Origin of the sequence: Streptomyces silaceus (assembly GCF_001419745.1) — a bacterium.
GTDB classification, from domain to species: domain Bacteria; phylum Actinomycetota; class Actinomycetes; order Streptomycetales; family Streptomycetaceae; genus Streptomyces; species Streptomyces silaceus.
In genome coordinates this window covers 20,776-47,401 of the sequence record NZ_LIRJ01000175.1, presented here as the reverse complement: position 1 = coordinate 47,401, position 26,626 = coordinate 20,776, and the positions used below count along the sequence as shown (strand labels likewise).

Genomic DNA, 26,626 nt, shown 5'->3' with positions numbered 1-26,626 from the left:
CGCTGGATCTCGGAGAGGCCGAGGTGCTGATGGGCGATCAGCGCGGACTGGCGTTCCTGGAGCCGCGCGAGCATGTCGACGACCGGCTGTCCGCCGTCCAGGCGCACCCGTACCGGCAGGGTGTTGATGAGGAGCCCCACCATCGCCTCCACGCCGGGCAGTTCGGCGGGCCGGCCCGCGACGGTCGCGCCGAACACCACGTCGGTCCGTCCGGCGAGCCGCGCGAGGACCAGCGCCCAGGCACCCTGCACGACGGTGTTCACCGTCAGTCCATGGGCACGGGCCAGTGTCACCAGGTCCCTGGTGGTCCGCTCGGGGAGCCGCACCACGGTCTCGTCCGGGAGCACCGGGGTGCCGGACGACGCCGTCGGCGCCATCAGCGTCGGTTCGTCGGCTCCGGCCAGCTCGGCCCGCCATGCCGCGCGCGCCGCGTCCTTGTCCTGACGGCCGAGCCACAGCAGGTAGTCCCCGTACGAGGCGGACCTCTTGAGGACGGAGGAGTCGCCGCCCGCCGCGTACACCTCGGAGAGTTCGTTGAGGAGGACCGGCATCGACCAGCCGTCCATCAGGAGGTGGTGCGAGGTGACGACGAGGCGGTACCGGCGTGCGCCGAGGCGGATCAGGAGGAGGCGCAGCAGCGGCGGGACCGCGAGGTCGAGTCGTTCCGCCCGCTCGCGCTCGGCCAACTCGGCCGCCTGAGCGGTGCGTTCGGGTTCGGTGTGTCCGCGGAGGTCGGCCTCGCGCCAGGGCACGGTGACGTTCCGGGTGATGAGCTGGACGGCCTCGCCGGACTTCCTGCGGTGGAAGCTGGCGCGCAGCGCGGCGTGCCGGTCGAGCAGCGCATCCCATGACGTCCGCAGCCGGCCGGCGTCCACGGGCCCTTCGATGTCCAGGGTGAACTGGACGGCGTAGACGTCGGGTCCGTGGTCGTCGAAGTCGGCGTGGAACAGCAGGCCTTCCTGGAGCGGCGACAGCGGCCACACTCCGGCCAGGGCCGATCCCCGGGCCGGGCCGCGGCCCGCGGCCGGTCGGGTCGCGTCGTGGGCGGAGGTTGTTGACTTCACCGGGACAGGCCCTCCTCTAGCTTGGCTGCCAGCGCTTCGAACTGGTCGACCTCGTCCTGTTCGAGGTCGAGGAGATGGAAGTCGGACGGGGTGTGGCCGCCTGCGGCGGGTTCGTCGGTGTGCGCGGCGAGGCCGTCGAGCATCCGCACCCAGGCCCGGCCGAGGCGCACCACGTCCGCCTCGTCCAGGAGGTGTCGCGGCCAGCTCAGGGTGACGGTCAGCTCGGGGCCGTCCGGGGTGTCCCGGACCACCGCGAGCCCTTCCACCACGTGCATCGCCGGCAGGTCCGGTTCGGTGGAGCCGCCGACCGCCGCCGCGCCCGCGAGCTGCCAGTCCTCGACGGTGCCCGCGGCCGTGCCGGCGGCGAACCGGCCGAGGTAGTTGAAGCCGATCTGCGCGGCCGGTGCGGCCGCGAGGACCGGGCCGGTCTCGGCGTTCAGCCGGCGCAGCAGTTCATGGCCGAGGCCGTCGCCGGGCACGGCCCGGACCTGCTCCTTGACGGCCTTCACCAACGTACCCGCCGCCGGGCCGCCCGCCATAGCGTCGTCCAGGTCGGCGCCGGTCACCGCGAGCCGGACCGGGTGCACGGCGGTGAACCATCCGACGGTGCGGGACAGGTCCACGCCCTCCAGCGGTTCGCGGCCGTGGCCCTCGACCTCGACGAGGAGCCCGTCGGCGGTGTGCGGCCGCCAGCTCGCGACGGCGCCCGCCAGGGTGGCGAGCAGCACCTCGCGCACGCCGCAGTGGAAGGCTCCCGGGGTGCGGCTCACGAGGGTGGCCGCCTGCTCGGGGGGCAGTGTCCACGAGCGGCGGAGCAGTGTATCGGCCGTGTCCACGGCGGGGTCCAACGCCCGCTTGCCCAGCGGTGAATGCTGCCGACCGAGGAGCTCCGTCCAGTCGTCGAGTTCGGCGATCCGGCTCTCGTCGCGGGCCTGTCCGGCGAGCAGGTGCGCCCAGCGCCGGAACGACGTGCCGACCGGGTCGAGCACCGGCTCGCGGCCGGCCGCCGCCGCCTCGCACGCCGCCTGGAGGTCCGGGAGCAGTACGCGCCAGGACACCCCGTCGACCACCAAGTGGTGCACCACCAGGACGATCCGGCCGGTGTGTCCGGGGCCCGCGTCCACCCAGACCGCCCGGGTCATGACGCCGGACGCCGGGTCGAGCCGCCGCGCCGCCTCGTCCGCCGCGCGTCCCGCGATCTCGTCGAGCGCGGCGGCGTCGGCGGCCACGGCGTGTGCGTCCACGCGGACGACCTGGGACCCGGCGTCCTGCGATCCCCGCTCGCCGACGACGAGTTCCGGCTCCCCCGGGACGGTCCGCGCCCGCAGCATGTCGTGGGTGTCGAGCAGCGCGCCGAGTCCGGCCGCGAGGACGTCGAGGCCGAGTCCGGCGGGGGCGCCGACGGTCATCCACTGGGCGAAGCGCGCGCCCGTGGCCCGCTCGCCGAACGCCCGCATCACCGGCGTCCAGGGCACCCGGCCCACGCCGACGTCCGTGACGGCGGCGTGTTCCGCCGCCCCCGCGGCCTCGACGACGGTCGCGAGGCGCTCGGGCGTCTTCTCCTCGAACACGTGCCGCGGCGTCATGACCAGTCCCGCGCGGCGCGCCCGTGAGACCAGCTGCATGGAGCTGATCGAGTCGCCGCCCAGCTCGAAGAAGCCGTCGTCGGCGCCGACCCGTTCCAGGCCGAGCATCTCGGCGAACAGGTCGCACAGGATGCGTTCGGTCTCCGTGCGCGGCGCCCGGCCCGAGACCCGCTCGGCGTAGTCGGGGGCGGGCAGGGCGGCCCGGTCGAGTTTGCCGTTGGCGGTCAGCGGCAGCGCGGCCAGGACCAGGACCGCCGTCGGCACCATGTGCTCGGGCAGCACTCCGGCGGCGTGCGCGCGCACCGTCCGCCCGTCCAGTGTCTCCGGGTCGGCGGCCACGTAGCCGATCAGGCGGTGCTCGCCCGGCCGGTCCTCGCGCACCAGCACGACGGCCTCGCGCACGCCGGGGCAGCCCGCGAGGGCGCTCTCGACCTCGCCGGGCTCGATCCGGTGGCCGCGGACCTTCATCTGGTGGTCGGCGCGGCCCGCGAAGACCAGTTCGCCCTCGCTGGTCCACCGCACGACGTCGCCGGTCCGGTACATCCGCTCGCCCGCGCCGAACGGGCTGGCGACGAACCGCTCCGCCGAGAGCGCCGCCCGGCCCAGATAGCCGCGCGCGAGCCCGGCCCCGGCGACGTACAGCTCGCCCGGGACCCCGACGGGCACCGGCCGCAGGGCCGTGTCCAGCGCGTACACACGGGTATTGGCGATCGGGCCGCCGATCGGTGTCGCGCCGTCGCTCTCGCGCCGGATCGCGCTGACGGTGGAGATGATCGACGCCTCGGTGACGCCGTACTGGTTGAACATGGCCCGGCCCCGCTGCCAGCGGCGGCGCGCCTCGGGCGGCATGGGCTCGCCGCCGATGATCAGCAGGCGCAGGTCGGGTACGTCGTCGGCGTCCATCTGCAGCAGATGGGTCGGGGTCGTCGCCAGGTGGGTGACGCGCCGCGCCCGCATCAGCCGGCTCAGCTCGTCGCCGGACGCGTCGAGTTTCGCGGGCGCGAGGACGAGCCGCGCGCCCGCGCACAGGGTGGGCCACATGTCCGCCATGGAGACGTCGAAGCTCGGCGAGACGAGTTGCAGGACGCGGCTGTCCTCGTCGAGTCCGTACCGCCGGAGGTTGTCCTCGACGACGTTGCGCAGCCCGTGGTGGGGCACGGCGACGCCCTTCGGGGTGCCGGTCGAGCCGGAGGTGTAGATCACGTACGCGGCGTTGCCCGGCGCGAGGGGCGCCGTGCGCTCCGTGGGGCCGAGGGGGCCGGACGCGTACGTCGCCACGTCGCGGGCCGTCGCCGGGTCGTCCAGCACGACGGTCCGGCGCGCGCCACCCGCCGTCTGTCGCGCGGAGTCCGTGGGGACGGTCCCCGCGGTGCGGAGCACCACCGCCGGATCGGAGTCCTCCAGCAGATGGGCCACCCGGTCCGCCGGGTACTCCGGGTCCACCGGCACGAACACACCGCCGGCCATGGCGACGGCGACGAGCGCCACGACCAGCGCCACGGACCGCTCCACGACGACCGCGACCCGGCACTCCGGCCCCACGCCCGCGTCGATCAGATACCGCGCGAGCCGTGAGGCCTCCTGCTCCAGCTCGCCGTATGTGAGGGCGTGTTCCCCGTGCGCTCCGGCCTCGACCGCCACGGCGTGCGGGGTGCGGGCAGCCTGCCGTTCGAAGAGGTCGACGACGGAGGAGGGCTCGACCGGGACCGCGGAGTCGTTCCACCGCTCGACCACCTGCGCGCGCTCGTCGGCCGTCAGGACGTCGACGTCGCTCAGCCGGATCCGCGGATCCGCGGCGATCTGCTCCAGGACGCGCGCCAGCCGCCGCCCGAGCATGTGGGCGGTGTCCTCGTCGAACAGGTCCGCGGCGTAGAGGATCTCGCCGTCGAGACCGGCCGGGGCGCCGAGCGCGTCGCGCCGCTCGACCATGGACACGGCCAGGTCGAACCGGGCCGCGAGCCGGGACGGCAGCGGCGCGGGGCTGACCCGCACGCCGGGCAGGTCCCAAGCGGCCTCGGGCACGTTCTGGAGGGCCAGCATCACCTGGAACAAGGGGGTGCGGGAGAGCGACCGCGAGGGGTTCAGCTCCTCGACGAGGCGCTCGAAGGGGACGTCCTGGTGTGCGTAGGCGGCGAGGTCCGTCGTACGGACGCGCTCCAGCAGCTCGGCGAAGGTGGGGTCGCCGCTCAGGTCGGTCCGCAGGACAAGCGTGTTGACGAAGAAGCCGGCCAGCTCTTCGAGGGCGGCGTCACCGCGCCCGGCGACGGGTGTGCCCAGCGGGATGTCCTCGCCCGCGCCCAGCCGCGCGAGCAGCACTCCCACGGCGGCGTGCACGACCATGAACATCGTCGCCCGGCCACGCCCCGCGAGCTCGACGAGACGCGCATGCGTCTCCGCGTCCGTCGCCACCGGCACCAGACGCCCCTCGAAGGTGGGGACGACGGGCCGCGCCCGGTCCACGGGCAGGGCGAGTTCCTGCGGAATGCCGTGCAACGCGTCGCGCCAGTAGGCGAGTTGCCCGCTGACGAGGCTGGCGGGGTCGTCCAGTTCGCCGAGCACCGTGCGCTGCCACAGCGCGTAGTCCGCGTACTGGACCGGCAGCGGACCCCAGCCGGGCGACCGGCCCTCGCAACGGGCCGCGTACGCCACCTCCAGATCCCGTGCCAGCACCCCCATCGACCACCCGTCGACGGCCACGTGGTGCGCCACGACGGACAGCACGAACTCCCCGGGAGCGGTCACCAGCAGCCAGACGCGCCAGGGCACGTCCACCCGCAGGTCGAAGCCGCCGCTCAGCCCCTCGAGGAGGGCCTCCGCCACCTGCGCCTCGTCCGTCTGCACGATGGTCAGGGGCGGGCGGCCCGCCCTGCCGTGCAGCACCAGCTGATGCGGGACGCCGTCGATGTCGGGGAAGACCGTGCGCAGGCTCTCGTGCCGGTCCGCCACGTCACCGAGTGCCGCCTCCAGGGCGGCCACGTCCAGCACCCCGGAGATACGGAGGGCCAGCGGCATGTTGTACGCGGCGGCCGCGCCCGGGACGGACTCGTCCATGCGGTTCAGGAACCACATGCGCTGCTGCGCGAACGACAGCGGCACCACATCGGGCCGCTCCCACACCCGCAACGCGACCCGGTTCTCGGTGCCGATGCCCGCCTCGTCGATCAGCTGTGCCAGCCCGGCCACGGTCGGCGCGCCGAACAGCTCGGCGATGCCGACCTCCACGTCCAGCACCGCCCGGACGCGCGAGAGCAGGCGCATCGCCAGCAGCGAGTCGCCGCCCAGGTCGAAGAACCCGTCCTCGGCCCCGACCCACTCAAGCCCGAGCACCTCGGCGAACAGCCCGCACAGCATCTCCTCGACCTGCGTACGCGGCTCCCGCCCGGATGTCCTGAGGGTGAAGTCAGGTGCGGGCAGGGCCGCCCGGTCCAGTTTTCCGTTCACGGTGAGGGGCAGGTCGTCGAGGACGAGCACGGCCGCCGGGACCATGAACTCCGGCAGCACCCGGGCCAGCTGCGCGCGGATCGTCGATGCGTCCGCACCCTCGGCCTCTGCCTCCATCACGGCATACCCGACCAGGCGCCGGTCCCCAGGCCGGTCCTCCCGCACCACGACCGCCGCCTGCCGCACCCCGGCACACGCGGCCAACGCCGCCTCGACCTCGCCCAGTTCGACCCGGAACCCACGGATCTTCACCTGGTCGTCGGCCCGCCCCGCGAACAGCACCTGCCCGTCACCCGTCCACCGGGCCAGGTCCCCGGTCCTGTACATGCGGCCACCGTCGCCGAACGGGCATGCCACGAACCGCTCCGCCGTCAGATCCGGCCGCCCCACATACCCCCGCGCCACACCAGGCCCGGCGATATAGACCTCACCGGCCACACCCGGCGCCACCGGACGCAGGAACGCGTCCAGGACGTACATCCTCACGTTCCCGAGCGGGCGCCCGATCGGCGGCGGCTCGTCGCCCGACCCGATGCCGGGGTCGATCGGCCCGACGGTGGCCATGACGGTCGCCTCGGTCGGGCCGTACGTGTTCCACACCCGCGCCCGCGGGGTCCAGCGGGCGGCGAGGTCGGCGGTGAGGAGTTCCGCGCCGAGCACCCAGTTGTGCACGCCCGGCACGGCCGCCGGGTCCAGCACACCCAGCAGCGAGGGCACCACGCTCGCCGTGCTCACCCCGGCCGCGTCGATCATCCGCGCCAGCGCGGCGGGTTCGGCGCGCTCCTGACCGGACGCGATGGCCAGGGTGCCGCCGGCGGCGAGGGTGACGGCCACGTCCAGGACGGCCGCGTCGAAGCTGAACGACGCGAACTGCAGTACGGTCACCCCCTCGGCGACCCCAAGGGCGGGCCGCATGACCTCCGCCAGGTTCGCCACGCCGCCGTGGGCCACGGCCACCCCCTTGGGACGGCCCGTCGAACCGGACGTGTAGATCACGTACGCCAGTTGGTCCGGCAGCGTGCGGGTACGCGGTGACACGGCCGACTGCGACGCCAGCGCCGCCACCGTCCCCACCGCGTCCAGCAGCACGGTCCGCGCGCCGACCGACACCTGGGCCAGGGTGACGGAGGCGCCCAGGACCACCTGCGCGCCGCTGTCGGCCACCATGTACGCGAGCCGGTCGGCCGGGTACTCGGGGTCGAGAGGGACGAACGCGCCGCCGGCCTTCCACACCGCCAGCTCACCGATGACCATGTCGATCCCGCGCGGCAGGCACAGGCCCACGCGCGCCTCACGACCGACCCCCAGGCTGCGCAGGTGCCGGGCAAGACGGTTCGCCCGCTCCTCCAACTCCCCGTACGACACGTCGACATCACCGCACCGCAGCGCCACCGCACCCGGCGCCCGACGCGCCCGCTCCTCGACGAGCTCCGGCACCAGCGCGTCCGGACCAGCGACCGCCGTATCGTTCCAGCGCTCCACCACCTGCGCGCGCTCGTCGGCCGTCAGGACGTCGACGTCACTGAGCCGTATCTGCGGATCGGCGGCGATCTGCTCCAGGACACGCACCAGGCGCCGTGCCAGCATCTGGGCGGTGCCCTCGTCGAACAGGTCCGCGGCGAAGAGGACGTCGCCGTCCACTCCCGCCGGGGCCCCGCGCCCGTCACGCCGCTCGGTCAGCGTCACCGCCAGGTCGAAACGTGCCGCCGGAGCGACCATCGGCAGCGAGCGCACCTGCGTGCCCGCCAGGTTCCACTCCGGGTCGGGGACGTTCTGGAGGGCCAGCATCACCTGGAACAGGGGCGTACGGGACACGGATCGGGCCGGGTTCAGCTCGTCGACCAGGCGCTCGAAGGGGACGTCCTGGTGCGCGTACGCGTCCAGGTCCGTGGCCCGGACGCGCTCCAGCAGCTCCGCGAAGGTGGGGTCGCCGCTCAGATCGGTCCGCAGGACCAGCGTGTTGACGAAGAACCCTGCCAGGTCCTCCAGGGCCGCGTCACCACGCCCCGCGACGGGTGTGCCCAGCGGGATGTCCTCACCCGCACCCATCCGCGCCAACAGCACACCGACCGCCGCGTGCACGACCATGAACATCGTCGCCCGGCCACGCCCCGCGATCTCGACGAGACGCGCATGCGTGTCCGCGTCCGCCGCCACCGGCACCAGACGCCCCTTGAACGACGGCACCGCGGGCCGCGTACGGTCCACGGGCAGGGCCAGCTCCTGCGGGAGGCCCTCCAAGGCGTCCCGCCAGTAGGCCAGTTGGCCGCTGATCACGCTGGCCGGGTCGCCCAGTTCGCCGAGCACCTGCCGCTGCCACAGCGCGTAGTCCGCGTACTGGACCGGCAGCGGGGACCACTCGGGCTCACGGCCGTCGCAGCGGGCCGCGTACGCCACCTCCAGGTCACGCGCCAGCACACCCATCGACCAGCCGTCGACCGCGACGTGATGCGCCACCATCGAGAGCACGTACTCGCCTGGGTCGATGACCAGCAGCCAGGCCCGCCAGGGCACATCCGCCCGGAGGTCGAAACCGAGGCCTTCGTGTTCCGCCAGCAGTCCGTCCAGCTGCCGCTCAGCCGCCTCGACGGTCCGCAGGCGTGGGCGCCCCGCCTCTCCGTCCAGCACCTGCTGGCACGGCACACCGCCCACGTCCGGGAAGACCGTGCGCAGGCTCTCGTGCCGGTCCGCCACGTCACCGAGTGCCGCTTCCAAGGCGGACGCGTCCAGCTCACCCGAGATACGCAGTGCCAGCGGCAGGTTGTACGCCGCCGCGGCACCCGGTACCGATTCCTCCATCCGGTTCAGGAACCACATCCGCTGCTGCGCGAACGACAGCGGCACCACGTCCGGCCGCTGCCACACCCGCAACGCGACCCGGTCCTCGGTACCGCTCCCCGCCTCGTCGATCAGCTGTGCCAGCCCGGCCACGGTCGGCGCGCCGAACAGCTCGGCGATGCCGACCTCCACGTCCAGCACCGCCCGCACACGGGAGATGAGCCGCATCGCCAGCAGCGAGTCGCCGCCCAGGTCGAAGAACCCGTCCTCCGCCCCGACCCACTCAAGCCCGAGCACCTCGGCGAACAGCCCGCACAGCATCTCCTCTACCTGCGTACGCGGCTCCCGCCCGGATGCCTCGAAGGCGAACTCCGGCGCGGGCAGCGCTCCCCGGTCCACCTTGCCGTTCACCGTCAACGGCAGCGCGTCGAGCGTCACGACGGCCGCCGGGACCATGAACTCCGGCAGCACCCGGGCCAGCTGCACGCGGATCGTCGATACGTCCACGCTCCCGGCCGCTACCTCCAGCACGACATACCCGACCAGGCGCCGGTCCCCAGGCCGGTCCTCCCGCACCACGACCGCCGCCTGCCGCACCCCGGCACACGCGGCCAACGCCGCCTCGACCTCGCCCAGTTCGACCCGGAATCCGCGTATCTTCACCTGGTCGTCGACCCGCCCGGCGAACAGCAACTGCCCGTCCTTCGACCAGCGCGCCAGGTCGCCCGTCCGGTACATGCGCCCGCCCACACCGAACGGGCACGCCACGAACCGCTCCGCCGTCAGATCCGGCCGCCCCACATACCCCCGCGCCACACCAGGCCCGGCAATGTAGACCTCACCGGCCACACCCGGCGCCACCGGACGCAGGAACGCGTCCAGGACGTAGGTGCATACGTTGCTCAGCGGGCTGCCGATCGGCGGCGGCTGGTCCAGCGAGTCGATCCCGGCGTCCACCGGGCCGACGGTCGCCATCACCGTCGCCTCCGTCGGCCCATACGTGTTCCACACCCGCGCCCGCGCGGTCCAGCGACTCGCCAGGTCAGCGGTCAACAACTCCGCGCCCAGAACCCAGTTCTCCACACCGGGCACAGCCGCCGGATCCAGCACACCCAGCAAGGACGGCACCACACTCGCCGTACTCACATCTGCCGTCTCGATCATCCTCGCCAGCGCGGCGGGCTCGGACCGCTCCTCGCTCGACGCGATCGCCAGCGTCCCGCCGGCGGACAAGGTGGCCGCCACGTCCAGCACCGCCGCGTCGAAGCTGAACGACGCGAACTGCAGCATCACCACGCCCGTGCCGAGACCCAGGGCGGGCCGCATCGCCTCGGCCAGGTTCACCACGCCCCTGTGCGCCACGGCCACACCCTTGGGGCGGCCCGTCGAGCCGGACGTGTAGATCACGTAAGCCAGTTGATCCGGCAGGAGACGCACGCCCAGCGGCTCGGGGGACTGCGACGCCAGCGCCGCCACCGTCCCCACCGCGTCGAGCGGGACGGTCCGCGCCGCCGTGGCCACCTCCGCGGGCATACCACCCGAGCCGAGCACCACGTCCGCGCCGCTGTCCGCGATCACATATCCGAGGCGGTCCGCGGGGTACTCCGGATCCAGCGGCACGAACGCGCCGCCCGCCTTCCACACCGCCAGCTCACCGATGACCATGTCGATCCCGCGCGGCAGGCACAGGCCCACCCGCGCCTCACGACCGACCCCCAGGCTGCGCAGGTGCCGGGCAAGACGGTTCGCCCGCTCCTCCAACTCCCCGTACGACACGTCGACATCACCGCACCGCAGCGCCACCGCACCCGGCGCCCGACGCGCCCACTCCTCGAAGCGGTCGACGACCGAACCCACCGGCACCGGACCATCGGCCGTCGCGTTCCACCTCTCCACCACCCGCGACCGCTCGTCCGCCGCGAGGACGTCGATGTCGCTCAGCCGGATCCCCGGCTCCGCGGCGACCTGCTCAAGCAGCCGTACCAGCCGCTCGGCCAGCGCCCGGCCCGTGTCCTCGTCGAACAGGTCCGTCGCGAACAGGACGTCGCCCGCGAGCCCGGCCGGGGCGCCGCGCTCGTCACGCCGCTCGGTGAGCGTCACCGCGAGGTCGAAGCGGGCGGCCGGCGCGACCATGGACGCCGAACGCACCCGCGTTCCCCGCAGCTTCCACTCGGGGTCGGGCACGTTCTCCAGGGCCAACATCACCTGGAACAAGGGGTTCCGGGACACCGACCGTGACGGATTGACCTCGTCGACCAGGCGCTCGAAGGGGACGTCCTGATGGGCGTACGCATCCAGGTCCGTGGCCCGGACGCGCTCCAGCAGCTCCGCGAAGCTGGGGTCGCCGCTCAGATCGGTCCGCAGGACCAACGTGTTCACGAAGAAGCCCGCCAGGTCCTCCTGGGCCGCGTCGCCACGCCCCGCGACGGGTGTGCCGAGCGGGATGTCCTCGCCCGCACCCATCCGCGCGAGCAGCACTCCCACGGCGGCGTGCACGACCATGAACATCGTCGCCCGACCCCGCCCCGCGATCTCGACAAGCCGGGCATGGGTGTCCGCGCCGGTCTCGATCCGCGCGCGACGGCCCTCGAAGGAGGGGACCACCGGCCGCGCCCGGTCCACGGGCAGGTTCAGCTCCTGCGGGAGGCCCTCCAAGGCGTCCCGCCAGTAAGCCAGTTGGCCGCTGATCACGCTGGCCGGGTCGTCCAGTTCGCCGAGCACCTGCCGCTGCCACAGCGCGTAGTCCGCGTACTGGACCGGCAGCGGCGGCCACTCGGGCTCACGGCCCTCGCAGCGGGCCGCGTACGCCACCCCCAGGTCACGCGCCAGCACACCCATCGACCACCCGTCGACCGCGACGTGATGCGCCACGACGGACAGCACGTACTCCTGCGGCCCCACCGTCAACAGGCACGCACGCCACGGCACTTCGGTACGCAGGTCGAATCCGGCAGCGGCATGCTCCGCCAGCACCGCGTCGACGCGCCGTTCGTCGCACCCCTCGGTCCGAAGACGCGGGCGCCCGGCGTCTCCGCTCAGCACCTGCTGGCACGGCACACCGCCCACGTCCGGGAAGACCGTGCGCAGGCTCTCGTGCCGATCCGCCACGTCACCGAGTGCCGCTTCCAAGGCGGACACGTCCAGCGCACCCGAGATACGCAGCGCCAGCGGCAGGTTGTACGCCGCCGCGGCACCCGGTACCGATTCCTCCATCCGGTTCAGGAACCACATCCGCTGCTGCGCGAACGACAACGGCACCACGTCCGGCCGCTCCCGCACCGCCAGCGTCGCCCGGCCCTCCGCGCCGCTCCCCGACGCCTCATCGATCAGCCGCGCCAGTCCGGCCACCGTGGGCGCACCGAACAGCTCGGCGATGCCGACCTCCACGTCCAGCACCGCCCGCACCCGCGCGATCAGCCGCATGCCCAGCAGCGAGTCCCCGCCCAGGGCGAAGAAGGACAGATCCGTGCTGATCCGCCCCAGGCCCAGGACCTCCGCGAAGAGGCCGCAGAGCACCTCCTCCAGCGGAGTCGCGGGTCCCCGTCCGGGCCCCGCTCCCGCGAGGTCGGGCGCGGGCAGGGCGGACCGGTCCACCTTGCCGTTCACCGTCAACGGCAGCGCGTCGAGCGTCACGACGGCCGCCGGTACCATGAACTCCGGTAAGCGGGCGGAGACTTGGTCACGTATCCGCTGAGGGTCCGGGTGCTGCTCGCCGTCGGGGACGACGTAGCCGACCAGGCGCCGGTCCCCCGGCCGGTCCTCCCGCACCACGACCGCCGCCTGCCGCACCCCGGCACACGCGGCCAACGCCGCCTCGACCTCACCGAGTTCGACCCGGAATCCGCGTATCTTCACCTGGTCGTCGGCCCGCCCCGCGAACAGCAACTGCCCGTCGTTCGTCCAGCACCCCAGGTCACCCGTCCGGTACATGCGGCCACCGTCGCCGAACGGGCACGCCACGAACCGCTCGGCCGTCAGATCCGGCCGCCCCACATACCCCCGCGCCACACCAGGACCCGCGACGTACACCTCACCCGTCGCTCCCGCCGGCACGGGTCGCAGGGACGCGTCCAGGACGTACACCTGCACGTTCCCGAGCGGGCGCCCGATCGGCGGCGGCTGGTCCAGCGAGTCGATCCCGGCGTCCACCGGGCCGACGGTCGCCATCACCGTCGCCTCCGTCGGCCCATACGTGTTCCACACCCGCGCCCGCGCGGTCCAGCGACTCGCCAGGTCAGCGGTCAACAACTCCGCACCCAGAACCCAGTTCTCCACACCCGGCACAGCCGCCGGATCCAGCACACCCAGCAAGGACGGCACCACACTCGCCGTACTCACATCTGCCGTCTCGATCATCCTCGCCAGCGCGGCGGGCTCGGACCGCTCCTCGCTCGACGCGATCGCCAGCGTCCCGCCGGCGGACAAGGTGGCCGCCACGTCCAGCACCGCCGCGTCGAAGCTGAACGACGCGAACTGCAACACGGTCACCCCCTCGGCGACCCCGAGGGCGGGCCTCATCACCTCCGCCAGGTTCGCCACACCACCGTGGGCCACGGCCACCCCCTTGGGGCGGCCCGTCGACCCAGAGGTGTAGATCACGTAAGCGAGTTGGCCCGGCAGGGTGGTCGTGCCCAGCGGTTCGGCGGACTCGGCCCCCAGCGCCGCCACCGTCTCCGCGTCGTCCAGCACCACCACACCCGCCGCACCCACCGGCACCCCGTCCAGCGACCCACCGGTGCCGAGGACCACGTCCGCGCCGCTGTCGGCGAGCACGTACCCGAGGCGGTCCGCCGGGTACTCCGGGTCGAGCGGCACGAACGCGCCGCCCGCCTTCCACACCGCCAGCTCGCCCACGACCACGTCGATCCCGCGCGGCAGGCACAGGCCCACCCGCGCCTCACGACCGATCCCCAGGGACTTCAGGTGGCGGGCGAGCCGATTCGCCCGCGCCTCCAACTCCACGTACGAGACGGCGTCGTTCCCGCAGCGCACCGCCACCGCACCCGGCGCCCGACGCGCCCACTCCTCGAAGCGCTCGACGACCGAACCCACCGGCACCGGACCGTCAGCCGTCGCGTTCCACTCCTCCACCACCCGCGACCGCTCGTCCGCCGCCAGGACATCGATCCGTCCCACCGGCACCGACGGATCCTCCACGGCCCCTGCCAGGAACGTCAGGAAGGAACGGTGGGTCGCCCGGAGCCAGTCGCGGCCGTAGCGAGCGGGGTTCGCCTCGAAGGCGATCTCCATGCCCTCGCCGCCCGCGTCCTCGGACCAGCCGCTCACCAGCACGCCGAACTCCTCGACGCGCCGGCTCGACAGGTCGCGGACGATGCCCTTGTGCTCGCCGAACCACAGGGTCTCGCCGGCCATCGGCATGACGTTGACGTAGGGGCCGAAGTGCCAGCGCTCGCCCGTCGGCCAGTTGAGTTCGCGGCGCAGCCGTTCGCCGCGGAACCCCTGGTGGTCGAGGAGACCGCCGATCTCGCGTCCCGCCTCCCGGGCCAGCTCCAGCAGGCTCGCTCCGGCGGTCGCGGGCAGCCGCAGGGGCAGCATGTTCGCCATGGTGCAGGGGGTGCGTCGTGCCTCGTCGGTGGTGCGGCCTGCGACCGGGAGGCTCAGGACGGCCTCGGCCGTTCCGGCCGTCCGGCCCAGGAAGGCCGCGACGGCGGCGACGACGAGCCGGGGCCAGCTCACCCCGGCCCGCGTGGCCGCGGCACGCAGCGCGGCGACGGCGGACGGCGGGAGGTGCCCCGACTCCCGCAGGGCCTCGGACGCGCGATCAGGCGACGGCGAGGCGTGGCCGGGGATGCCGATCAGCTCCGGGCGGTCGGCGAAGCGGTCGTGCCAGTGGCGGCGGTCGGCCTCGTGCCGCTCCGAGTCGCGGTAGGCGGCCTCCTGGTCCAGGAGCGCGGCGAGCGTGGCGTGCGTCGGCGCCTCGGGCTCCTGTCCGCGCCGCATCGCCGTATAGACGTGCGCGACGCGGCGCGCCACGAGCGAGCACCCGAAGACGTCCATCAGGAGGTGGTCGTGGCTCTGCAGCCAGACGTGGCGGTCGGGGGCCAGGCGGAAGAGGACGTACGCGGAGGCATCCTGGTCCGGCATCACCCGTAGCCATGACTCGGCCGCGCCTCGTACGTCGGCGTCGGCTGCGAGGTCCACGACGTGGAGGAGGTCCCCTTCCGGGGGTTCGGGGGCCACGATCTGCGCCGCCCCCGTGCCACCCGTCGCATCCGCCGCGTCGCTCGCGTACGTCTCCGCGAAACTCACGCGCAGTATTTCCGTTTCGGCGACCACGTGCCGGAGCGCGCGTTCCATTGTCCGCTCGTCGAGAGGCCCCGCTATTTCCACGTACTGTCCGACGCTGTACTGCCGACGGGAGCCTTCCACTCGCTGTGCCAGCCAGATTCCTTCCTGGGAATCGAACAAGGGCAGAGCGCGAGCAGCATTGCCGGTCATCTTTCCCCCTAGCCGAGCGTTCCGCGTCGGCTGATTCCTCGACTCCACTCGGGCAGAAACGCATCAGGAACGCCTCAGGACCGTACTCATTTCCGGCACTGGATTCCGAGCCGTCCAACCGGTGTCCAACCGCGCGGTTTGCGCACTTGGACGCGCGGCGGGCGGGCGCGGAACATACGCGGTGAATTCGATGCTATGCCCGGGGGGAAAATGGCGCGACCGTCCGCGGTGGCGCCTTCGGGGAATCGTCGCCGACGAGGACTAACGCGGGCCCGCCGTGCCGACCGTCACGGTTTCCGGGGGCAGTTGGGGCGGTCCGCCGAGCTGTCCGGCGGACGCGTCGTGGTGGGCGGCGGACGGCCGGTCCGTCGACTCCAGCGGGAAGCCGACCTCCACGACCAGGCCTCCTCCCGGCCTCGCGTGGGCGTTCAGGGTCGCGCCGTGGGCGGCGGCGATGGAGCGCACGATCGACAGGCCGAGGCCGTGGTGGCCGTCGCCCGCCGTGCGGTCGAGCCGCTGGAAGGGCTCGAACAGGCGGCCCACCCGGTCGGGCGGTACGACGATGCCGGAGTTGCTCACGCGGACGACGCCGTGCTCGCCCTCGACGCGGGTCGCGATGCTCACCCATCCGTCGGGCACGTTGTAACCGATGGCGTTGTCCAGGAGGTTGGCGACCAGGCGCTCGACGAGGGCGCTGTCGCCCCGGGTGGCGGCGGGTCCGGTGGCGGCGTCCAGCCGCAGCCCCGCCTGCTCCGCCTTCTCGCGGCAGCCGAGCACCGCCTTGCCCGCGAGCTCCGCCAGGTCCAGCGGTTCGCGGCGGTCGAGTCCGCGTTCGCTGCTGGAGAGGGTGAGCAGCGACTCCAGGAGGCGCGCCTGTTGCTGGCTGAGGACCAGGAGCCGCTCGAAGTTGGAGCGGAACGAGTCGACGGTGGCGTCGCGGTCGATCAGCGACTCCTCCAGGAGCGCGTGTTCGACGGTCAGGGGTGTGCGCAGTTCGTGGGCGGCGTTGGCCACGAAGCGTTTGTGGGAGTCGAGCGCGCCCTCCAGACGGCCCAGGAGTCCGTCGACGGTGTCGGCCAGACCCTTCAGTTCGTCGTCCGGGCCCTCGACGGCGAGGCGTTCGTGCACGTTGTGCGCGGAGATCCGCTGGATGGTGGTGTTCATGGTGCGCAGGGGCCGCAGGACGCGGCCCGCGACGAACCAGCCGAGGCCGATCGCGATGACCGACATGATGGCCAGGGCGACGCCCGACTCGATGAGCAGGCGGTTCATCTCCAGGTCGTGCTGGCGCATGGCCTGTTCGCGCTGCGCTTCGGCGAAGCGGTTCAGGACGGCCGACGAGCTGCTTCCCTCGTACATGTGGACGCCCGCGTCGGCGGGTCCGCCGGACCGGTCGCGGCTGAAGACGAACATGCCGTTGGAGCGGCTGACGAGCAGGTAGGTGATCGTCAGCAGGACCGCGCCGGAGAGGACGAACAGCGATCCGTAGAGCAGCGTGAGCCGCATGCGGACCCGTTTGGGCAGGAGGCGGGAGACGGCCCAGGCCCGGAACCGGGCCGCGCGGGACGAGCTGGGCAGACGCATCGGCATCTCACATCACATCGTCGGATCCGGTACCCGGGGTCGGTCGCGGGCGCCGGCACGGTGGTCCCGGGGCGCGGGGCGACCGCTCGGATGCGTGACGGGATGTCGATGTCGGCGTACTCGTGGGCCCCTCACCGCTCACCCCCCGAACGATCCCCAGGGCCTCGACGGCCCGAACGACCCGTACTCGGTGCGTCGCGACCGGCAGGGGCGGGCGGCGGGAGCGGATCATGGCTGACCAGGCCGGTCGAGCTGGGGTCACCACACTGGTCACGGTCCGCCGCGGCCCTGCGCGAAACGCATACGCCGTCCAGGCTACCGCCGCGCCGTCCGTGCCGGGCCGGAACCGGCAGCACGGCATCCGCGACGCGTGAAGCCGCGTCGCGGATGCCGTGATCCGTGGTGGTTCATGGTGAGTTGTACGGGTGCCCGGTGGAGGCGTCCCGAGGCGTCACCGTCACCCCGGGTCCGCGGGCGGCGGACCACCCGGGCCCGGACCGTAGCCGGGTCCAGGTCCGGGGCCGCCCGGGCCTCCGGGTCCTCCCGGGCCACCGGGACCGCCACCCGGTCCGCCGGGTCCCGCGCCGGGCGGGGCGAAGTACACCCCCGGGGCCGGGCGTTGGCCACCGGGGCCCGGGAAGCCGCCGGGCGGTCCGGCCTGCATGGCACCGCCGTGCAGGACGGGTCCGGGCGGGCCGCCGACCGGCTCGGGCACCGGCGCGTCGCCGTTCGTGGACGGCTGCCGGGAGAACTGTGTGCGGTACAGCTCCGCGTACAGCCCGTCGAGCAGCATCAGTTCCTCGTGCGTGCCGCGTTCCTGGACCCGGCCCTTGTCGACGACCAGGATCTGGTCGGCGTCGCGGATCGTGGAGAGCCGGTGGGCGATCACGAGGGAGGTGCGTCCGCGCAGCGCGGTCTTCAGGGCGCGTTGCAGGGCGGCCTCGGACTCGGAGTCCAGGTGGGCGGTGGCCTCGTCGAGCACGACGATCGGCGGGGCCTTCAGGAGCAGGCGGGCCATGGCCACGCGCTGCTTCTCGCCGCCGGAGAACCGGTAGCCGCGGTCGCCGACGACGGTGTCGAAGCCGTCGGGCAGCGAGGCGATCAGCTCCCAGATCTGGGCCGCCTTGCACGCCTCGACCAGTTCCTCCTCGGTCGCGCCGGGCCGTGCGTACGTGAGGTTGTCGCGGATGGTCGCGTGGAAGAGGTGCGCGTCCTGGGTGACCATGCCGACGGTCTGGTTCAGCGACTCCAGCGTGACGTCGCGGATGTCCTGTCCGCCGATCCGGATGGCGCCCTCCACGGGGTCGTAGAGGCGCGGCACCAGGTGGGTGATGGTCGTCTTGCCGGCCCCGGACGGGCCGACCAGGGCGGTCAGTTTGCCCGCCGGCGCGGTGAAGCTCAGGTCGCGCAGGGTCCAGGTGTTCTGGGTGCGCTCCTGCATCGGCAGGGCGATGGACTCCAGTGAGGCGAGCGAGACGTCGGCGGCCTTCGGGTAGCGGAAGGACACCCCGTCGAACTGGATCTCCGGGGCCCGACGGGTGTCGTCGGGAGCGCCCTTGGCGGCGTCCGGGGACGTCCGTGCGTCGACCGTGGCCGTCGCGGCGGGCAGCGGCTTCGCGCCGGGCTTCTCGGAGATCAGCGGCTTGAGGTCGAGGATCTCGAAGAGCCGGTCGAAGCTGACGAGCGCGGTCAGCACGCTCGCCTGGGCTCCGGCGAGCTGGTTGATCGGCCCCATCAGCCGCGTGAGCAGCGTGGCGAGGGCGACCAGCGTGCCGATCTGGAACGTGCCGTCGATGGCGAGCCCGCCGCCCACGCCGTACACGAGTGCGATGGCCAGGGCGCCCACGAGCGTCATCGACAGGAAGAGCAGCTTGCTGTACACGGCCGCGAGGATGCCGAGGTCGCGTCCCTTGGCGGCCAGTCCCGAGAACATGCCGGTCTCGGCGGCGGGGCGGCCGTAGAGCTTGGCCAGCAGCGCGCCGGTCACGTTGAAGCGCTCGTGCATGAACGAGCCGACCTCGGCGTTGACCTGCATGTGTTCGCGCATGATCCGCTGGAGCCGGTGGCCGACGAGGCGGCCCGGCAGGATGAACAGCGGGATCACGATCAGGGAGACCAGGGTGACGACCCAGGACAGGTAGAACATCGCGCCGAGGACGAGGACCAGGGTCAGTCCGGCGGACGCGACGGTCGACAGGAGCGAGGTCACCGCCTGCTGGGCGCCGACCACGTCGGTGTTGAGCCTGCTGACGAGGGAGCCGGTCTGGGCGCGGGTGAAGAACGCCAGTGGCTGGCGCTGCACATGGTCGAAGATCTTGGTGCGCAGGTCGTAGATGAGACCTTCGCTGACACGCCCGGAGTACCAGGCCTCCGCGAAGCCGAGGCCCGCGCTGAGCAGCGCGAGCGCGGCGACCACGACGGAGATCCAGACGACCACCGAGGTGTCGCCCTTCATGATGCCGTTGTCGATGAGGGCCTTGAACAGGATGGGCGTGGCCACCACGTTGCCCGCGTTCAGCGCGGTGACGGCCAGGAGGAGCACGATCTTGAGTCGGTACGGTTTCGCGTAGGGGAGGATTCGTTGTGCCGTGCCGGGCTTTATCTGCTGCCTGGTCACGGACTCGTCGTCCGGCCCCATACCGCGCATCAATACCGGCCCCGGTCCGCCGAGTATTGCCACGAAAACCTCCTGTTTTCGTTGTGATTGCCGGGTGGCGGCCGGCTAGCCGGCGGCTTCGAACTTCTCCATCTCGGCTATGAGGCTCTTGGGTCGCATGTCCTTCCAGTGCTCCTCGATGTACTCCAGGCAGGCCTTGCGCGTGTCTTCCCCGAACACGGTCTGCCACCCGGCGGGCACTTCGGCGAAGGCCGGCCAGAGCGAATGCTGGTTCTCGTCGTTGACGAGAACCAGAAAGGTGCCGTTTTCGTCGTCGAACGGGTTCGGCATGTCCACTCCGATCGTTTTCTATCGTGTCACTGGCAGGACGTGTTTCACGCTAACGGGACGTTTCTGGGCCGACAAGGCCGTCCAGGAGAACCGCCGTCAAGGGCGCGGCTGTTGGCCGGTGAAGAAATCCGTGATCGCCGAATTCACGGCCGCGGGATTCTCCAGATATCCGTAGTGGCCGCACCCCGGGATCTCCGCGTAGGTGCTGCCGGGAATGCTCTCGGCGACCTCGCGGGACCGCTGCGGGCGGATGACGAGGTCGTCCTGGAAGCCGATCACCAGACACGGCCTGCTGATGCGCCGGTAGGCGGACAGCCGGTCGGGGATCAGCTGGAGGCCGAGCTGGCCGCGCACGCCCGACCGGTCGACGGCCGACATCTCGAAGACCGCGAGCCAGTCCCGCAGCCGCTCCTCGTCGCCCAGCGTGTGCGGCGAGAGGTTCTGGAGTGCCTGTACGTACGCGGCGAAGCGTGGCGGCAACTTGCCGTCGCCGTCGCTGAGTTCGATGTCGGCGGCGGTCATGGCGGCGGTGAGCGCGTCCGTGCGGCCGCTGGTGGCCATGAGGACGGCCTGGTGTACGAGGTCGGGGCGGGCCAGGAGCAGTTCCTGGACGGCGATCGCGCCGAGGGAGTAGCCCACGACCCGGCACGCGCCCACGCCCAGGCTCTCGATGAGGCCGGCGACGTCCGCCGCCATGTCGGCGAGGGTGAAGCCGTCCGGGCAGGGGTCGCTGGGCGGGATGCCCCGGTTGTCGAGCGTGATGACCCGGTAGCCCGCCACCGTCAGGGCGGGCACCTGGTGCGTGCGCCACATCCGGCCGGGGGCGCCGGTGCCGGTGACCATGACGACCGGGTCTCCGGTGCCGTACTCGTCGTAGTTGAGCCCGATTCCGTTGACCCGGGCGATCGGCATCGCGGTGTCCCCTCAGCCGCGGGCGGCCGCGGCGGCTTCGTCGGGCGGCGCCGGCCGTGCGGCGGCGAACCGGCCCACCTTGTCGATGACGTCCTGGCCGTAGATGCGGAGGGCCTGCTGGAGCGCGAACTCCGCCATGTAGGCGCGGAACGCGTCCGGTGGTTCCTCGGCGAGGTTCAGCATCCGCCGGTTGGTGAGCACCGCGGCGCCGTCGAGGCGGGCCAGGCTCCGCTCGACGGCGGCGTCCATGTCCTCCGGTTCGACGACCTCGTCGACCAGGAACCGTGCGTCGGGCTCGGCCGCCCTGATCCTGCGCCCGCCGAGGATGACCTGGCGGGCCGGGCGCGGCCCCACGTACCGCGTGAAGCGGAAGTTGGCGACGCCGGGGATGATGCCCTCCTTAGCCGCGGGCAGGCTCAAGTAGGCGTCCGACGCGGCCAGCACGTGGTCGCAGACCAGCAGGACCTGGGTGCCGCCGCCGATCGCGAAGCCGTCGACGGCGGCGACCCACGGCTTCTCGACCCGCGGCGAGTGCCACTGGCCGGGATGGTCGGTGAGAACACCGCGGACGAGCTTGTGGAGATAGCCGAGTTCGCGGCGGAGCAGGAAGCCGACCAGCGGGATGTCGCCGGAGCTGAGGCTCTTGAGGTTGATGCCCGCGCTGAACACGCGCCTGCCGCGGTAGCGGGGGTGGGTCATCTCCCCGCCGCGCAGCAGTCCGACGCGGACGGCCGGGTCGAGCAGGGCGAGGTCGACGGCGGTCTCCATGTCGTCGACCTGGCGGCTGTCCTCGGCGTTGAGGCAGTCGTCCCGGCACAGGGTCAGCCGGGCCACGCCGTCGTCGCGCCGCTCCAGGCGCACCGACTCCGTCTCCACGAGTCCGGTGCGGGTGAACTCCGGCAGGAGCGCCAGGGCGCGCGGGGTCGGCCGGAGCATGGCGTCCAGCAGATGCGATCCCGCGTACGGCGAGCGCAGCACGGCCCGCAGGAAGATGCCCTGGTCGATCTCGTGGCCCTCCTTGTCGGCCTGGACGCGGCCGCGTTCGGCGGCGATCAGGGCGGCGTCGGGCACCAGTCCGGGCAGGGCGCCGGCGGCGGCTTCGAGGAGCTCGTCGATCCGCAGGTCGACGGTGCGGTCCTCGGTCAGCAGGGCGTACACGGCGTCGGCGTGCGCGTCGAGGAAGCGGGTCCGCAGCGCGCGGGCCGCGTCCTGGGCGGCGGCCAGTTCGGCCCGCTGCCCCGCGGTGCGGGCGAGGGGGTCGGGCAGGGCGGCGAGCAGGTCGTCGACGCGGGCGACGGCACCGGACGACGCGGCGAGGCGCGACCAGGCGTCCCGGACGTCCCCGGGCCCGGGGGAGGCCGGGCGCGCGTCGCGCCCCGCCTCCCCCGACTCCCCCGGCTGTCCCTGCCGCGCGGGCACGATCGTCGTCACGAGGCCTCGGCCTCCTGCGCGGGTGCCGTCGCGGCGGGCTGTCGCAGGGCGCGGTCGCAGGCGGCGAGATGCGCGCCGAGCGCGTCCTCGAAGCTGGTCGTGGTGGCGTCGAAGAGCAGCTGCCTGCGGATCGCCAGCTCCTTGCCGGACAGGCCGCCGGTCAGCGCCGCCGCGTCGGCGACGGCGGCGGCCGGGTCGTCGGCGACGGTGTCGACGATGCCGAGGCTCCGTGCCTCGGTGGCCGTGATCGGGCGGCCGAACAGCACGGCCGCGCGGACCCGGGCGGCGCCGGCGAGCTGGACCAGGCGGTAGCCGGCCATGCCGGGCCAGGTCGCGCCCGCGTCGCGCGGCACGAGGAAGCGGGTGTCGGGGGCGGCCACGCGCAGGTCGGCGGCGAGGAACGCGTCGAGCGCCGTTCCGCCGCAGTCGCCGTGGGCCACCGCGACCGACGCCACGGGCAGCCGCTCGAAGCGGCGCAGGACGCGCTCCCACTTGGTGACCAGCATGACGTCGAGTCCGCTGGTCCAGTGGGCGTCCGGGGCGCCGCCGACGTGGACGACGGCGACGCCGATGCCCTCCTCGCCCCCGTCCTCGGCGCGGTCGCAGAGGGCGGCGACGCTCTTGACGGTCGCCGCGGACAACGGCCGTGAGCCGTCCAGTTCCAGTGTGTGCAACGGTTCCATGGGCCCTTGTGTCCTCACCATCGGATGAGCGCCGTTTCGATCGTGGAACCCGGTCCCATGGTCATGAGCACTCCGTACTCGCCGGGCCGGGTGACGCCTTCTTCGAGGAGGCGTTCGTACGAGAACAGGAACGAGCCGCTGGACACGTTCCCGTGGTCGCGCAGCACACCGACGGTGTGGCGCACGTCGTGGCGGGTCAGGCCGAGGTTGACGACGACGGCGTCGATGACCTTCTTGCCGCCGGAGTGCACCAGCCAGTGCCGGATGTCGCTCCTGCGCAGGCCGGTGCCCGAAAGCAGCCGGTCGACGACGATCTCGGCGTGCGCGCCCACCACGTAGGGGATCTGCGGGTCGAGGAAGAAGCTGAACCGGCTCTGTTCGCGGTCCCAGTCGTAGCGCATGGCGTCGACGGCGTCGGGGATGATGCAGCTCGCGAACTTCAGGACGGTCGGGCCCGCTTCCGCCGCCAAGACCGTCTCCCCGCGTTGCTCGCGCCGAGCCGTCCCGTCGTACGCGGCTGTTCCCTCGGCCGCGGCCGGCGTCCCGCTCGGGTCGCGCACCGGGTCGGCGCGGAGCGCGACGGCCGCCGCTCCGTCCCCGAAGAGGCTGTTGACGACGGCGGTGCGCATCGTCGAGTCGACGGCGTACGCGGCGGAGCAGGCCTCCACGCAGAGCACGACGGCGAGTTCGCCGGGGTGGGCCGTGGCCCAACCGGTCTCCAGGCTCAGGGCGTTGAGCCCCGCGTTGCAGCCCATGCCGACGATGTCGGCCCTGCTGCAGTGCCGGTCGATGCCCAACTCCCGTATCAGCAGGGCGCTGATGCCGGGGGTGAGCAGTCCGGTGGAGGTCACGCAGCACAGATGGCGCAGGTCGGCGAGTTCGGCCCCGGCCGCCTTGAGGCAGGCGCGCAGGGCCTCGGCGCCCATGTCGAGGGCGAGGCGCTTGTGCTTGTCGAGCAGGTCCCCTTGCGGCTCCGAGGCCCGCACGCCGTCGGCGTCCTCGGGCGGCAGCGCGAGGTTGCGGCGCTCGATGGCGCTGTTGAGGAAGACCGAGCGGACCTTGGGGTCGGTGATCCCGAAGGCGTCGAGCACCTCCTCCTGGGAGTAGGAGGTCGGTGTCACGGCCGTACCCACCCCGAGGATGCGGGGGCGGCCCGCGGCCGTCCTCAGGTCCCCCGTGGTCAGGACCGCCGCCTCCCGCGGCCGCGGGTCGGCGAGGCCGTCCAGGGCCTCGGGCGTTGCGATGTCGATGGTCATCGGAAGGTCCACCCCCACATACGCGGCTTGCTGCGCGGTCGTCGCACGCTGATGTCGCCGTTCACTGTCGTGCTCCTTTGGTGAGAACGCTCTTGTCGTCAGAACGCCCCTTCGGCACCGCGGCGCGGCTAGCGCCGCGCGCTCTCTGCCTCGATGAAGCGCGCGAGCCGCGCGGTGCCCTCCGTGATCTGAGCGGGCGTCAGATAGCTGGTCGAGAGGCGGATGCCGTGCGCTCCGCCGCCGCCCGGATAGAAGTAGGTCATGGGTGTCCAGATGACGCCGAACTCCTGCGCCGAGCGGATCAGCGCTTCGTTGTCGGCGCGGAAGGGCACGCGCACGGTCAGGAAGAACCCGCCGGTGGGTTCGTTCCAGCGCACCCCGAGGGCCTCCCTGCGGTCCCGCGGCAGATGGGTGTCCAACTCCCGCAGCGTGGCCCGCATGGCGTCGCCGTAGTAGCCTGCCGCCGCCTCGTTCAGCTCGGAGATCCGTCCGCCCGCCGCGAGCAGCGCGCCCGCCACCGCGGCCTGGCTCAGCGACGAGGTGTTGACCGTCACCATGCTCTTGATCTTGGCGAGTTCGTCGGCGAGCAGACCGGTGCGGCCGGTGTCGTCGACGACGGGCTGGTCGGCGACGACGAAGCCGAGCCGGGCGCCCGGGAAGACCGTCTTGGAGAAGGACCCCAGGTGGACGACCGTGTGTGCGCGGTCCTGGGACTTCAGCGTCGGCAGCGGAGGCCCGGGGCTGACCAGCCGGTAGGGGCTGTCCTCCAGGATCAGGATGCCGTGCCGGGTGGCGAGTTCGAGGAGTTCGGCCCGGGTCCGGCGGCTCATGGTCGTGCCGGACGGGTTCGAGTGGTCGGGTACGACGTAGAAGGCGCGGGGCCGGCGCCCGCGCGCGTGCTCGGCGCGGATCGCCGCCTCCAGGTCGGCGCAGCACAGGCCGTCCTCGCGCTCCTCGACGGGCGTCGTCGCGACGTCCAGGAGGCGGGCCGCGCCGGTGATGCCGACGTAGCAGGGGCTGGAGACCAGGAGGACGTCGTCGGGGCCGGTGATCAGCGCGCGCAGCACCAGGAGCATGGCCTCCTGCGCACCGACGGTCACCACGATGGACTCGGCGGGGACGTCGATGCGCTCGTCCGCGCGCAGTGAGTCGGCGATGAGCTCGCGGATCTGACCTGCCGTCGGCCCGTACTGGTACATCGCGGTGCGGATGTCCTGCGGCGAACTCCCCTGCTCCGCGAGGTGATCGAGGTAGCGGCGCAGATGCGCGAAGATCTGCTCGTTGTCGAAGAAGCCGTCGTAGGGACGGCCGGGCGCGAAGGAGATCGCCTCCGGGTAGCGGTGGGTGATCTCGTTGAGGAACGTCATCGTGTCCAGGACGGGGGCGCGGACACTGGCGTGCAGTTCGGACTTCCGCAGCGGCCGCGCGGCGCTCGTCCGCGCCGGGGCCGGCTCCACGGGGCGCGGTCCGGTGCGGATCAGCCCGGGGCCGATGTCCGCGACGGTGCCGGCGCCGGTGAACGTCATCGCCTCCGCGAGTTCGCGCACGAGGCCGTCCAGCGCCTCCGCCACGCCCGCGCGTCCGCCGGCCCGCAGGCCGTCCAGGACCGGGCGGCCCGCGAAGACCGCGTCGGCGCCCGTGGCGAGCGCCGTCAGGACGTCGGCGCCACGCCGCACGCCACCGCTCAGCAGCACGGGGCACCGGTCGGCGACGGACGCCGCGATCTCGGCGAGGGCGTCCAGGTCGGTGACCACGATCCCGTCTGCGCCGGTCTCGACGGCACGCAGTGCCTCGGCGGGCGTGCCGACACCGGCGACCAGCAGCGGCAGCGCGGTGGCGTCGCGCAGCCGGGCGACGTCGTCCCAGTCGGTGCGCTCGGCGAGGAGCGAGCGGACGTCGGCGACCGGGCCGGGCGTGTCGAGGTTGGCGGGCGCGGCGACGCGCCGCAGGACGTCGTCGCGGCCGCCGAGGCCGAGGAGCAGCGCCCCGAACCCGGCGTCCTCGGCCCGTGCGGCCAGGCGCCTGCCGGTCTCCGGGTCCCGGAAGGCGTACGTACGCAGCCACAGCGGGACGTCGGCGGTGGCGGAGAGCTCCGTGAAGGACCGCTCGGCGAAGGCGCTGACGACGGCCGGGAGCCCGGCCGACCCCGCGGCCTGCACGACGGCGAACTCGCCGCCGGGGCGCGCCGGTGCGGCGAGCGGTCCGACGACCAGCGGCGCCGACCAGCCGCGGTCGAGGATCTTCACGGCGGTGTCGGGCGGTCCGGGGTTGCCCGGACCGCCCTGCCGCAGCCCCGTGCGCTCGAATGCCTCGCGGTTCGCGGCGGAGGCGTGGGCGTCGCCCGGCACCCGCTCGTCGGGCGCGGCACGCCGATCACCCGTCGTACGTTCCTCCGCCGACGATGAATTGCCCGGCACGGAATCCGTGTTCAGGTGGCCGTCGCGCGCACTCCGCGCGGACCCGTCGGCGATCTGTTCCGCCATGG

At 73.0% G+C, this 26,626-nt stretch carries 10 protein-coding genes and 1 pseudogene; all 11 read right to left on the bottom strand.

Going from position 1 to position 26,626, the window contains the following annotated elements:
* Positions 1–1,064: condensation domain-containing protein (locus AOK22_RS17470; RefSeq protein ID WP_244164843.1), on the bottom strand; the 1,064-nt coding region annotated here is incomplete at its 3' end.
* Entirely contained in the window at positions 1,061–15,328 is a 14,268-nt protein-coding gene (locus AOK22_RS17465) for a non-ribosomal peptide synthetase (protein ID WP_079036637.1), read from the bottom strand. The genes AOK22_RS17465 and AOK22_RS17470, both read right to left, overlap by 4 nt.
* 261 nt (positions 15,329–15,589) lie before the next feature.
* Positions 15,590–16,912, bottom strand: a complete 1,323-nt coding sequence (locus AOK22_RS17460; RefSeq protein WP_079036639.1) for a sensor histidine kinase — start codon at positions 16,910–16,912, stop codon at positions 15,590–15,592.
* A gap of 457 nt (positions 16,913–17,369) precedes the next feature.
* Complete coding sequence (locus tag AOK22_RS17455; RefSeq protein ID WP_425264041.1) at positions 17,370–19,559, bottom strand: ABC transporter ATP-binding protein; 2,190 nt, start codon at positions 19,557–19,559, stop codon at positions 17,370–17,372.
* A 75-nt stretch (positions 19,560–19,634) separates the two neighbouring features.
* Positions 19,635–19,859 carry an MbtH family protein gene (locus AOK22_RS17450; protein ID WP_055699593.1) on the bottom strand — a complete coding sequence of 75 codons (225 nt, stop codon included), beginning with the start codon at positions 19,857–19,859 and terminating at the stop codon, positions 19,635–19,637.
* A gap of 96 nt (positions 19,860–19,955) precedes the next feature.
* Positions 19,956–20,771 (bottom strand): alpha/beta fold hydrolase, encoded by an 816-nt coding sequence (locus AOK22_RS17445; protein ID WP_055699587.1) that lies wholly within the window; start codon positions 20,769–20,771, stop codon positions 19,956–19,958.
* Positions 20,772–20,783: 12 nt separating this feature from the next.
* Complete coding sequence (gene dpgC, locus AOK22_RS17440; RefSeq protein WP_079036638.1) at positions 20,784–22,190, bottom strand: (3,5-dihydroxyphenyl)acetyl-CoA 1,2-dioxygenase DpgC; 1,407 nt, start codon at positions 22,188–22,190, stop codon at positions 20,784–20,786.
* A gap of 8 nt (positions 22,191–22,198) precedes the next feature.
* Positions 22,199–22,885 (bottom strand): enoyl-CoA-hydratase DpgB, encoded by a 687-nt coding sequence (dpgB, locus tag AOK22_RS17435; protein ID WP_055699586.1) that lies wholly within the window; start codon positions 22,883–22,885, stop codon positions 22,199–22,201.
* Between the two features lie 14 nt (positions 22,886–22,899).
* Complete coding sequence (gene dpgA / locus AOK22_RS17430) at positions 22,900–24,141, bottom strand: 3,5-dihydroxyphenylacetyl-CoA synthase DpgA (protein ID WP_079036636.1); 1,242 nt, start codon at positions 24,139–24,141, stop codon at positions 22,900–22,902.
* 128 nt (positions 24,142–24,269) lie between these two features.
* A complete protein-coding gene (locus AOK22_RS44000; protein WP_425264040.1) occupies positions 24,270–25,667 on the bottom strand; it encodes an aminotransferase-like domain-containing protein in 1,398 nt (465 codons plus the stop codon).
* 6 nt (positions 25,668–25,673) lie between these two features.
* Positions 25,674–26,624, bottom strand: a pseudogene (locus AOK22_RS43995) (alpha-hydroxy-acid oxidizing protein); the annotation flags it as partial.
* Positions 26,625–26,626: the final 2 nt, after the last annotated feature.